The following is an 11,775-nucleotide window of genomic DNA, read 5'->3' as shown; positions in this document are numbered from 1 at the left end:
AGAAAATAACATGTAATCCTCTGGTGGTTGTTAAAATTCTTTTGCTAATAAATTGTATGTGATATCAGTCACTCTATTTGTGATGCCGGATATATACCTTGAGTTCCACATTAACACTACTCGTGCAATTGCCATGGGTGCAATTATTAAGGGGTTGTTATGATTCACGCCTTTATTAAAGAAGGGTGTTTTCAGGACTCTGTCAGTTTAATGATTATTTCACGCAAGCTGAGTGAGTCCGAAAATGTAGACGATGTATCGGTCATGATGGGTACGCCGGCGAATAAATCGTTGCTGGAAACGACCGGGTTTTGGCATGACGATTTTAATCAGGCAACGCCGAATGATATTTGCGTGGCTATTCGTACTGAAACGGCTGATGAAAGTATTACGCAGGCTATTTTGCAGCAACTGGATGAGTCGTTGCAGCAGTTGGCGCAGGCCACCGGGGGGAGTCAAGCGCTCCTGCAGGTCAGACGCTGGGAAAGCGCGTGTCAGAAACTGCCTGAGGCGAATATGACGTTAATTTCTGTTGCGGGCGAATATGCGGCAGAACTGGCGAACCAGGCGCTGGATCGTAACCTGAACGTCATGATGTTCTCCGACAACGTCACGCTGGAAGATGAAATCAATCTCAAGCGCCGCGCACAAGATAAAGGTCTGCTGGTGATGGGACCGGACTGCGGAACCGCCATGATCGCCGGTACGCCGCTGGCTTTTGCCAACGTGATGCCGGAAGGCAACATCGGTGTGATAGGTGCATCCGGTACAGGGATTCAGGAGCTCTGTTCACAGATAGAACTGGCTGGTGAAGGTATTACTCACGCCATTGGTCTGGGGGGACGAGACCTAAGTGCCGAGGTGGGCGGAATTAGCGCACTTACCGCACTGGAAATGCTCGGTGCAGATGATAAAAGCCAGGTGTTGGCATTTGTCTCTAAACCACCAGCGGAGGCTGTTCGCCAGCGTATGGTTACGGCGATGAAAGCCACGGGCAAACCTGTTGTCGCCCTGTTTTTAGGTTATGTCTCTGCGGTTGCCAGAGACGAGAACGTCTGGTTTGCAGCGATGCTGGATGATGCAGCCCGTCTTGCCTGTTTACTGGCGCGAGTGACTGCGCGACGCAGTGCGCTTTTCGCTACAGGAGATGGCGTAATCAGGGGGCTGTATACCGGAGGTACGCTGGCTGCTGAAGCGGCGGGGCTGCTGGCCGGTCACCTGAATGTCCCGGCGGATGCAGAACACCACCACGGGATGATGCTGGATGCCGCCGGGCATCAGATTATCGATCTGGGTGATGATTTTTACACCGTCGGGCGTCCGCATCCGATGATCGATCCCGCATTACGTAATCAGCTTATTACGGATCTGGGTTCGCAGCCGCAGGTTAGGGTGCTGCTGGTGGATGTTGTGATTGGCTACGGTGCGACAGCCGACCCGGCTGCATCACTGGCTCAGGCCTGGCAGAAAGCGTGTGCTGCTCGAGATAGCGATCAACCGCTGTTTGCCATTGCGACGGTCACCGGCACCGAGCGCGATCCGCAGTGCCGTTCACTGCAAATTGCCACGCTGGAAGATGCCGGTATCGCCGTGGTGAATTCACTGCCTGAGGCAACACTACTTGCCGCTGAACTGATTCGAACGGTTCAACCGTTATCTCATCAATCCGCACCTGCGCTACTGGAAAAAGTGGCGGTCATTAATGCCGGGTTACGCAGTTTTGCACTGGATTTACAGGCGGCAGAAAAACCTGTGGTGCATTACCAGTGGGCGCCTGTCGCTGGCGGTAATAAAAAACTGGCTCGTTTATTAGAACGTTTGCAATAAGGGGTTCCAATGTTTACATCAGTGGCGCAAGCCAATGCTGCAGTAATCGAACAAATTCGTCGTGCGCGTCCACACTGGCTGGATGTGCAACCCGCGTCCTCGTTAATCAGCGAACTCAATGAGGGGAAAACACTGCTTCATGCAGGACCGCCAATGCGTTGGCAAGAGATGACCGGCCCGATGAAAGGGGCCTGCATTGGTGCATGCCTGTTTGAAGGGTGGGCTGATGATGAGATAAGTGCGCTGGCATTACTGGAGCAGGGGAAAGTCAACTTTGTACCTTGCCATCATGTTAATGCCGTGGGGCCAATGGGTGGAATTACCTCTGCCAGCATGCCGATGCTGGTGGTGGAAAATATCACCGAAGGGAACAGGGCTTACTGCAATCTCAACGAAGGCATCGGCAAAGTGATGCGCTTTGGCGCGTACGGTGAGGATGTCCAGCAGCGTTTACGTTGGATGCGTGATGTTCTGATGCCGGTCTTAAGCGCAGCGCTGGGCACACTGGAACAGGGTATTGACCTGACCGCCATGATGGCACAGGGCATTACGATGGGCGATGAGTTCCATCAGCGCAATATTGCCTCTTCAGCTCTGTTGATGCGTACGCTGGCACCACAAATTGCCCGTCTGGAACATGATAAGCAGCAGATTGCTGAGGTGATGGATTTCCTGAGTGTAACCGACCAGTTCTTCCTCAACCTGGCGATGGCTTACTGCAAAGCGGCAATGGACGCCGGGGCGCAGGTGCGTTCTGGCAGTATTGTGACGGCAATGACCCGTAATGGCGACATGTTCGGTATTCGCGTGAGCGGACTTGGCGATCGCTGGTTTACCGCACCTGTTAACACGCCGCAGGGACTGTTCTTTACCGGTTTTTCGCAGGAACAGGCTAACCCGGATATGGGTGATAGCGCCATTACTGAAACCTTTGGTATTGGCGGTGCGGCGATGATTGCCGCGCCTGGCGTAACGCGTTTTGTCGGTGCCGGAGGAATGGAAGCCGCAAAATCCGTCTCCGAAGAGATGGCGGAAATCTATCTGGAGCGCAATATGCAGCTACAGATTCCCGGCTGGGATTTCCAGGGGGCCTGTCTGGGACTCGATATCCGTCGCGTGGTCGAAACGGGGATCACGCCGCTGATCAATACTGGTATTGCCCATAAAGAGGCCGGTATTGGCCAGATCGGTGCAGGTACAGTCCGTGCGCCGCTCGCTTGCTTTGAGCTGGCACTGGAAGCGCTGGCTGAAAGCATGGGCATTAGCTAACTGAGGTGCGCATGATGATCATCCATCCTCTGATGGGCAGCCAGCAGTCTGCGGATTTTCGCCAGTCATGGCAATTGTCTGGTGTCTGGCGACGCTCGATTAACCTTGTAGCCGAAGGGGGCGCACTGTTAACGCTGCACCGCCAGGGAAGCGGCTTTAGCCCAGGAGGATGGGTGATCCGCGCACATGACTTTGACGCGCTGCGTACGTCGTTAAGTGGTAGTGAAACCCCTCTGGCTGTCCCCGAGGGGATTGTGTTGGGACAGTATCTTTTACGTCAACCTCAGCGCTGCTGTTCATTGCAAATAACCTATCGCCCTCATGCCGCGCGCCTTGCTCCTGGCTGGATGGAGCGCGGCGAGGAAACGGGATTATTCGGACCGTTAATGCTGGCCACAAGCCTGCCTTTGTGCCCCGAGCTGCGTCAGTTCCGCCACTGCTTCTTCTCGGCACTTGCCGGTTTGTCGACAGACTGGCGGCAGTGGTTGGGCAAGGGACCAGGTTTAACGCCCAGCCATGATGACACGTTGACTGGCATGCTGTTGGCCGCCTGGTATTTTGGTGCGCTGAATAAGGACTCCGGTCACCGTTTCTTTGATTATTCCGGCAACCTTGAACAAGCGACGACCGTGGTTAGCGTGAGCTACTTGCGCTACGCGGCGCTAGGGTACTTCGCTTCACCTTTACTCCACTTCACCCATGCTCTGCATCGCCAGGAAAGGCTGGATGCGGCGATAAATTCGCTGCTTGCGCTTGGGCATACCTCCGGCGCAGACACCTTGTTGGGGTTCTGGCTTGGACAACAAATCATAGAAGGATAGGGAATGAAAACGCTGGTTGTTGCTCTTGGTGGCAACGCATTATTGCAGCGCGGCGAGGCGCTAACGGCAGAAAATCAATATCGTAATATTGCCAGCGCCGTACCCGCCCTGGCGCGTCTGGCGCGTTCGTATCGCCTGGCAATCGTACATGGTAACGGACCGCAGGTTGGCCTGCTGTCGTTACAGAACCTTGCCTGGAAGGAGGTCGAGCCTTATCCATTAGATGTGCTGGTGGCCGAGACGCAGGGCATGATCGGTTATATGTTGGCGCAGAGCCTGACCGCAGAACCGGAAATGCCGCCGGTGACCACGGTGTTAACGCGGATTGTGGTATCCGAGGACGATCCTGCATTTATGGCACCGGAAAAATTTATCGGCCCGGTGTATTCGCCCGAAGAACAAACGCAACTGGAAGCGACTTACGGCTGGCATATGAAGCGTGACGGCAAATACCTGCGGCGCGTTGTCGCTTCGCCAGAACCTCGCCAGATCATAGAAAGCGATGCTATTAAGCTCTTACTCAAAGAAGGGCATGTGGTGATTTGTAGCGGGGGCGGTGGCGTGCCCGTGACTGGCGAAGGATTAGGGTCTGAAGCGGTCATTGATAAGGACCTGTCGGCGGCGCTGCTGGCTGAACAGATCGATGCCGATGGTCTGGTCATTCTGACCGATGCCGATGCGGTCTATGAAAACTGGGGGACGCCGGAGCAACGCGCGATCCGTCAGGCCTCTCCTGATGAACTGGCGCCGTTTGCTAAAGCTGATGGTTCGATGGGCCCAAAGGTTACTGCCGTAAGCGGATATGTGAAGCGACGTGGAAAACCGGCATGGATTGGCGCGCTGTCACGCATTGAAGATACGCTGGCAGGCAAAGCCGGAACCTGTATCCGTCTGTAAAAAAAGGGGGCGTTTATATGCACGCCCCCTATTTTCTTATTTCAGCTTTGACTGCGCCCAGATAATACCGCTGGCATATTCCGGCGGCAGCAGAGGGATAAGCGCTTCCAGCGTTGCGCTAAGGCGCGCGGTATCGCTGTCGCTCAGGTTCAGGTGACCCACCTTACGCCCTTCACGCACCTCTTTGTCATACCAGTGCAGATGCACCAGCGGCAGCTTCAGCCAGTCGTAGTTCAGGTCGCTACCAATCAGGTTTACCATCACCGAAGGATGGTTCACCACCGGCGTCGGTAACGGCAGGTTGGTAATGGCGCGCAGGTGCAGCTCAAACTGGCTGATGCTGGCACCGTTTTGCGTCCAGTGGCCACTGTTGTGCACGCGCGGAGCCAGTTCGTTAATCAGCAGACCTTCCGGGGTGATGAAACACTCCATCGCCATCACGCCGACATAGCCCAGCTCCTGCATGATGGCAGAGAGCATTGCTTCAGCCTGTTCCTGCTGTCTGGCGTTAGCCTGCGGGAATACCACGCTGGTGCGCAGAATGCCATCCTGATGCAGGTTATGGGTCAGCGGATAGAAAACGGTGCTGCCGTCGTGCGCACGAGCGCCAACCAGTGAGACTTCACCGGAGAAGTTGATTCCCCGCTCGACGATGCACTCGCCGTAGCAGTCGTCCGGCAGTTGCTCGGTTTCATTTGCGCGCAAGCGCCACTGTCCACGTCCGTCGTAGCCGCCGACGCGACGTTTCACGATCGCCAGCTCGCCAAGTTTGTCGAATACAGCAGACCATTCGCTTTTATCTGCCAGCAGTTGCCACGGCGCGGTCGCCAGACCGAGTTTGTCAAAAAGCTGCTTTTGCGTCAGACGGTCGGCAATAATCGGGAAGACGTCGCGGTTAACAAACGCCGGGTGGCGTGCCAGTTCGCGGGTGAGTGCCGTTTCCGGCCAGCGCTCAATCTCAGCGGTGATCACGCTTTGCTGAAAAGGGACCGCAGCCGGTTCAGCGTCCAGCCCGACGGGCCAGACCGCTATGCCCAGTGGCTCACCGGCCTGGCGCAGCATGCGCCCTAGCTGTCCGTTGCCAAGTACGCAGACCTGCTTCATGCTACACCTCGCGGGTCCGGGTTCTCCAGCACCTCATCGGTTTGCGCTTTGCGCCAGTCGTTCAGACGCTGGTGTAAGGCTTTGTCGTGTGTTGCCAGAATTTGTGCTGCCAGCAGGGCCGCATTTGCCGCACCCGCTTTGCCGATCGCCAGCGTGCCGACCGGAATACCGCGCGGCATTTGAACGATAGAGTAGAGGCTATCTACGCCGCTCAGCGCTGCGCTTTGCACCGGAACACCGAGGACAGGCACCAGCGTTTTCGCCGCAATCATGCCAGGCAAATGCGCTGCGCCACCGGCCCCGGCAATAATCACCTGATAACCGTTCTCTTCAGCGCTTTCGGCGAAGCTAAACAGTTTGTCTGGGGTGCGGTGGGCGGAGACGACTTCAACATGATGCGGAACGTCCAGGATTTCGAAGATTTCGGCGGCGAACTGCATGGTAGCCCAGTCGCTTTTGGACCCCATCACGATGGCGACACGCGCCGGATTATTGCGGGAAGACATGCGTCTGAAAACTCCTGTGGTGCACTACACTCGACTTTTGAGGCCACAGAGAATAGCATAATTCACCGCCAAGGAAAACGATTGCGCGCTTTGCACTTGACTCTTCAAGCGGCCTCTTTGTTGGCTACATCTGCTCACCCCAGTCACTTACTTTTGTAAGCTTCAGGGGACTCACAGATTTGCCGCCTCGATGCAACTCGAATAGTTTTGTGTAAAGAGGAACTGGGTATCTGCAGAATTAAAACGGAAATGCGATCAGTTCAACGTCGTCAGGGGTGACTTTGATCATCGAACCTTCGGTGTGCCATGCGCCTAAAACCACGCGGAAAGCGGGTTGCTCATTGGCCGTAAGCTCGTGGACGGCAGGGCGGTGGGTATGGCCGTGAATTAACCACTGAACCTGATGTTTTTCCATCTCGCTAATCACGGCCTGCTGATTCACATCCATGATTTCCAGCGATTTGGTGTCGTTGGCTGCTTTGCTGTTGGCACGCATTTTCGCAGCGATTCGCTGGCGAACGAACAGCGGCAGAGCGAGGAACAGCTTCTGTAACCAGGGTTGATGCACTTTGGCGCGAAATGCCTGATAGCCTGCGTCGTCGGTGCATAAGGTGTCGCCATGCATGATCAGCACCTTGCGGCCATACAGGTCGAGCACTTTTTCTTCGGGAAGCAAGGTCATGCCGCTCGCACGGGCAAAACGTTTACCGAGCAGAAAATCACGGTTGCCGTGAATAAAAAAGCAGGGAACACCGGAATCAGTCAGTGATTTTATCGCCGCGGCCATTTCACGATGCAGCGGATTAGGATCGTCGTCGCCAATCCAGGCTTCAAACAGGTCGCCAAGAATGTATAGCGCATCGGCCTTTCGCGCATCACCGGCTAAAAAACGCAGAAAACCGGCGGTGATCGCCGGTTCTTCTGTGCAGAGGTGAAGATCTGCAATAAACAGTGTCGCCACGATTACTCGCTGACGGTCACGTTTTCGATGATAACGTCTTCTTTTGGCACATCCTGATGCATACCGCTGCGACCAGTGGAAACGCCTTTGATTTTATCAACCACGTCCATGCCTTCAACAACTTCAGCGAACACGCAGTAACCCCAACCCTGCATGCTTTCGCCGGAGAAGTTCAGGAAGTTGTTGTCTGCAACGTTGATGAAGAACTGTGCGGTTGCGGAGTGCGGAGCCTGAGTACGCGCCATCGCCAGCGTACCACGGGTGTTTTTCAGACCGTTGTTCGCTTCGTTTTTGATCGCTTCTTTCGTGGCTTTTTGCTTCATGCCTGGCTCGAAACCGCCGCCCTGGATCATGAAACCGTTAATAACACGGTGGAAAATGGTGTTGTTGTAAAAACCTTCGCGGCAGTAGTCCAGGAAGTTTTTAACTGTTTCAGGCGCTTTATCATCAAACGTTTTGATTACGATATCGCCGTGATTAGTGTGGAAAGTAACCATTTTTGCATCCTGTTCCGATAGATTGGTGCTTCGACCCCGTCAAGGGTCAGAGTTAGGGGTGTGTTATAGCATAACCGCAAGCTGCGATCACCTCGCAAAGTGTGCTGCTTCCGGTCTAAATTATGGGTATTATACAGACTTTACTATCCACACACGTCTACACGGAATCTTCGATGTTAAAAATCTTTAATACACTGACGCGCCAAAAAGAGGAATTCAAACCTATTCATGCCGGGGAAGTCGGCATGTACGTGTGTGGTATTACCGTTTACGATCTCTGTCATATTGGCCACGGACGTACCTTCGTTTCTTTCGACGTCGTTGCGCGTTATCTGCGCTTCCTCGGCTATAAGCTGAAGTATGTGCGCAACATTACCGATATCGATGACAAAATCATCAAGCGCGCGAATGAAAACGGCGAAAGCTTTGTGGCGTTGGTCGACAGAATGATCGCGGAAATGCACAGCGATTTCGATGCGCTGAATATTCTGCGCCCGGATCTGGAGCCGCGTGCTACGCACCATATTGCTGAAATTATCGAAATCACTGAACAGCTGATTGCCAAAGGTCACGCTTACGTTGCTGATAACGGCGACGTGATGTTCGACGTGCCGACTGACCCGAACTACGGCCAGCTGTCGCGCCAGGATCTGGATCAGCTGCAGGCAGGCGCACGCGTTGACGTGGTTGATGTGAAGCGCAACCCGATGGACTTCGTGCTGTGGAAAATGTCCAAAGAAGGCGAGCCGAGCTGGCCGTCTCCGTGGGGAGCGGGCCGTCCGGGCTGGCACATCGAATGTTCGGCGATGAACTGCAAACAGTTGGGCAACCATTTCGATATTCACGGCGGCGGTTCGGACCTGATGTTCCCGCACCATGAAAACGAAATCGCTCAGTCCACCTGTGCACATGACGGTGAGTACGTTAATTACTGGATGCACTCAGGGATGGTGATGGTTGACCGCGAGAAAATGTCCAAATCGCTGGGCAACTTCTTTACCGTTCGCGATGTGCTGAAATACTACGATGCCGAAACCATCCGTTACTTCCTGATGTCCGGTCATTACCGTAGTCAGTTAAACTACAGCGAAGAGAACCTCAAGCAGGCGCGTTCTGCGCTGGAGCGTCTGTATACCGCGCTGCGTGGCACCGACAAATCCGTTGCGCCAGCCGGTGGCGAAGCCTTTGAAGCGCGCTTTATTGAAGCGATGGACGATGACTTCAACACCCCGGAAGCCTACTCCGTGCTGTTTGATATGGCGCGTGAGGTTAACCGTCTGAAGGGTGAAGATATGGCGGCGGCTAACGGCATGGCTGCGCATCTGCGTAAGCTTTCCAGCGTACTGGGCCTGCTGGAACAGGATCCAGAGGCATTCCTGCAAAGCGGTGCGCAGGCGGATGACGGTGAAGTTGCTGAAATTGAAGCGCTAATCCAACAGCGTTTGGATGCACGTAAGGCGAAAGACTGGGCGGCAGCTGACGCCGCGCGTGACCGTCTCAACGAGATGGGCATCGTGCTGGAAGACGGCCCGCAGGGTACCACCTGGCGTCGTAAGTAACTCTGTAATGCCCGGTGGCGCTTACGCTTACCGGGCCGTGTAGGCCGGATAAGACGCATCGCGTCGCATCCGGCAGATTAATGTTTCCGATACCACCACAGCACACCCATCATTACGATTCCCGGCAGCCATACCCACATTAACTCCGACATGATCACCTGGTGCCCGTACGGCGTGGCGTAGCGTGATAACGCAAACGGGGCGACTTTAATCACCTGCCATGGCGCGAAGAAGCGCTCATCCGACCACGGCCACAGCCAGCCGACGCCTTTACCGCCGGTGGTGACAGAATCCAGCAGACTGTGCGACAGCAGTGAAACCGTCAGGAATAGCCAGCAGCGAATCAATCCCGCCTTAAACCATCGTCGGCCAATCAAGACTCAGAGCAGCGGTACCACGAAGGCGAACAGCAGTGAGTGGGTAAATCCCCGGTGGCCAAACACATTGCCGTAGGCGACGCCGAACTTAAATGACAACACGTCGGCATCTGGCAGCATGGCCAGAACGACGCCAGCAAACAGTAATCGTGGGGGGATGACTTTAAGTCCGAGACCTAAGCCTAAACAGAGCGGAACGGCCGCGTGAGTAACGATAGTGGGCATGATGATCGCTTCGTGTTGAAAAACAACATGCTAACAGTTCACTGTGAAGCGGGGATGAAGTCATTATCTGAAAACGAGAGGGGGAAGTGGCCGGATACGGTGTTAACCTCATCCGGCACTTAGGGTCACGCCACGACGTTAATGCTGTGGCCTTCAAAGCTGACTGTCTGTCCGGCAACGATTTTGCAGCGTTTACGCGTTTCAACAACGCCATCGACCTTCACTAACCCTTCGCCAATAGCAATTTTTGCCTGGGCGCCGCTTTCGCTCCAGCCTTCCAGCTTCAGCAAATCGCAGAGTTCAACGTGTGGGTGTTTACCCAGTGAAAATGTGGCCATCTTAAACGTCCTTTACATCATGATATTCAACACACGCCTGCAGCGTGTTTTCGATAAGTGTGGCGACCGTCATTGGGCCTACGCCGCCGGGGACCGGCGTGATATATGACGCTCGTGCGGCCGCATCGTCAAAGACCACATCGCCAACAACCTTACCATTCTCCAGACGGTTGATGCCGACATCAATCACAATCGCACCTTCTTTGATCCACTCACCAGGAATAAAGCCCGGTTTACCGACGGCAACAATCAGCAGGTCAGCATTTTCTACGTGGCGGCGCAGATCTTTGGTGAATCGGTGGGTGACGGTGGTGGTGCAGCCAGCCAGCAGTAGCTCCATACTCATTGGGCGACCGACAATATTCGAGGCGCCAATGACCACGGCATTCAGACCGTAGGTATCGATGTTGTAACGCTCAAGCAGGGTAACAATACCGCGCGGAGTACATGGGCGCAGGCGCGGCGCGCGCTGGCACAGACGACCGACGTTATACGGGTGGAAACCGTCAACGTCTTTATCTGGTGCAATACGTTCCAGCACTTTCACGTTGTCGATACCCGCCGGCAACGGCAGCTGTACCAGGATACCGTCGATGGTGGTATCTGCATTGAGCGTATCGATCAGCTCAAGAAGCTCCGCCTCGCTGGTGGTTTCAGGCAGGTCATAGGAGCGGGAGACAAACCCCACTTCGTCACAGGCTTTGCGTTTACTCGCAACATAAATCTGCGAAGCCGGGTTGCTACCTACCAGCACAACAGCCAGGCCTGGGGCGCGTAATCCAGCCGCTAAACGCGCCTGAACTTTTTGAGCAACCTCAGAGCGCACCTGCTGCGCAATCGTTTTACCGTCAATAATCTTTGCTGCCATCAGAGAGAGAATTCCGTCTGTTACGTTAAACCGAAGGGGATGCCACTATTTTGTCAGAAGCGGGGCGTGCTGTCAGTTTTCGTTTGCGTTTTTACGTGTGATAGGGAGCACCGCGGTCCGCGAACGGGGTCAGTTCAGAGGCTGAAGTCCCCCGAATAATTAATGAGCATGCGAATTAAAATTAACGTGAATGAAACAATTCATCACCCTGGTGTTTTCAGGGGTAATGCGCCATAAACCAGTCTGTTACGTACCTTTATGGAAGGATTTAAGTAATATTCACCCAGATTTTTCTTAGGTCCCAATAAGAATTGGCCAGGGTCAATAAAAGGATTTGCAGGTATTTTTCATTAATTGAAATGTTTAATTTAACCCTGTGACGAATAGTCATATTCGCGAAGATTAATTAGTGAATCAAATACTCAGGAGAGTTGGGGTAAAAGGTTAGCTAAGGAAGGTGCGAATAAGCAGGTCATTTCTTCCCAAGCTGACTCGCTGATTAAAATTTCGCGGATCTGGGCCGATT

At 54.2% G+C, this 11,775-nt stretch carries 11 protein-coding genes and 1 pseudogene; 5 read left to right on the top strand and 7 right to left on the bottom strand.

What is annotated here, in order from left to right; genetic code table 11:
* Positions 1–159 precede the first annotated feature (159 nt).
* From OGX94_RS09865 to OGX94_RS09850, 4 genes are read left to right on the top strand one after another with little or no spacing between them, the layout of a single operon-like run.
* Positions 160–1,827, top strand: coding sequence for an acyl-CoA synthetase FdrA (locus OGX94_RS09865; RefSeq protein ID WP_286569135.1), 1,668 nt, complete (start codon positions 160–162; stop codon positions 1,825–1,827).
* Positions 1,828–1,836: 9 nt separating this feature from the next.
* On the top strand, positions 1,837–3,096 hold the full coding sequence (locus OGX94_RS09860) for a YlbE family protein (RefSeq protein ID WP_003831103.1): 1,260 nt from the start codon (positions 1,837–1,839) through the stop codon (positions 3,094–3,096).
* Positions 3,097–3,107: 11 nt separating this feature from the next.
* Positions 3,108–3,917 carry an oxamate carbamoyltransferase subunit AllH family protein gene (locus OGX94_RS09855; RefSeq protein ID WP_032934355.1) on the top strand — a complete coding sequence of 270 codons (810 nt, stop codon included), beginning with the start codon at positions 3,108–3,110 and terminating at the stop codon, positions 3,915–3,917.
* Between the two features lie 3 nt (positions 3,918–3,920).
* Positions 3,921–4,814, top strand: a complete 894-nt coding sequence (locus OGX94_RS09850) for a carbamate kinase (RefSeq protein ID WP_063941349.1) — start codon at positions 3,921–3,923, stop codon at positions 4,812–4,814.
* 36 nt (positions 4,815–4,850) lie between these two features.
* On the opposite strand, the gene purK is transcribed toward OGX94_RS09850, so the two are convergent.
* The 4 genes from purK to ppiB all read right to left on the bottom strand — a co-directional run bounded on the left by purK (position 4,851) and on the right by ppiB (position 7,882).
* Positions 4,851–5,918, bottom strand: a complete 1,068-nt coding sequence (gene purK / locus OGX94_RS09845; protein ID WP_008783999.1) for a 5-(carboxyamino)imidazole ribonucleotide synthase — start codon at positions 5,916–5,918, stop codon at positions 4,851–4,853.
* Complete coding sequence (gene purE, locus OGX94_RS09840; RefSeq protein WP_003831107.1) at positions 5,915–6,424, bottom strand: 5-(carboxyamino)imidazole ribonucleotide mutase; 510 nt, start codon at positions 6,422–6,424, stop codon at positions 5,915–5,917. Before purE ends, purK begins: the two co-directional genes overlap by 4 nt.
* Before the next feature lie 238 nt (positions 6,425–6,662).
* A complete protein-coding gene (lpxH, locus tag OGX94_RS09835; protein WP_003831108.1) occupies positions 6,663–7,385 on the bottom strand; it encodes a UDP-2,3-diacylglucosamine diphosphatase in 723 nt (240 codons plus the stop codon).
* Between the two features lie 2 nt (positions 7,386–7,387).
* Complete coding sequence (ppiB, locus tag OGX94_RS09830) at positions 7,388–7,882, bottom strand: peptidylprolyl isomerase B (protein WP_286569133.1); 495 nt, start codon at positions 7,880–7,882, stop codon at positions 7,388–7,390.
* Positions 7,883–8,055: 173 nt separating this feature from the next.
* Between ppiB and cysS the strand changes: the two genes are divergently transcribed.
* Positions 8,056–9,441: a cysteine--tRNA ligase gene (gene cysS, locus OGX94_RS09825; protein ID WP_003831109.1), complete on the top strand. Its 1,386-nt coding sequence runs from the start codon at positions 8,056–8,058 to the stop codon at positions 9,439–9,441.
* A gap of 77 nt (positions 9,442–9,518) precedes the next feature.
* On the opposite strand, the pseudogene OGX94_RS09820 reads toward cysS, so the two are convergent.
* The 3 genes and pseudogenes from OGX94_RS09820 to folD all read right to left on the bottom strand — a co-directional run bounded on the left by OGX94_RS09820 (position 9,519) and on the right by folD (position 11,249).
* A pseudogene (locus OGX94_RS09820) lies at positions 9,519–10,043 on the bottom strand (metal-dependent hydrolase).
* 125 nt (positions 10,044–10,168) lie between these two features.
* Positions 10,169–10,381, bottom strand: a complete 213-nt coding sequence (gene ybcJ, locus OGX94_RS09815; protein WP_003831111.1) for a ribosome-associated protein YbcJ — start codon at positions 10,379–10,381, stop codon at positions 10,169–10,171.
* A gap of 1 nt (position 10,382) precedes the next feature.
* On the bottom strand, positions 10,383–11,249 hold the full coding sequence (gene folD, locus OGX94_RS09810; protein WP_003831112.1) for a bifunctional methylenetetrahydrofolate dehydrogenase/methenyltetrahydrofolate cyclohydrolase FolD: 867 nt from the start codon (positions 11,247–11,249) through the stop codon (positions 10,383–10,385).
* Positions 11,250–11,775 lie beyond the last annotated feature (526 nt).

Source organism: Citrobacter sp. Cpo037 (genome assembly GCF_030332945.1).
Lineage (GTDB): Bacteria > Pseudomonadota > Gammaproteobacteria > Enterobacterales > Enterobacteriaceae > Citrobacter > Citrobacter portucalensis.
Note: the sequence above shows the minus strand (reverse complement) of the source record. Positions and strands in the feature narration are given on the sequence as shown.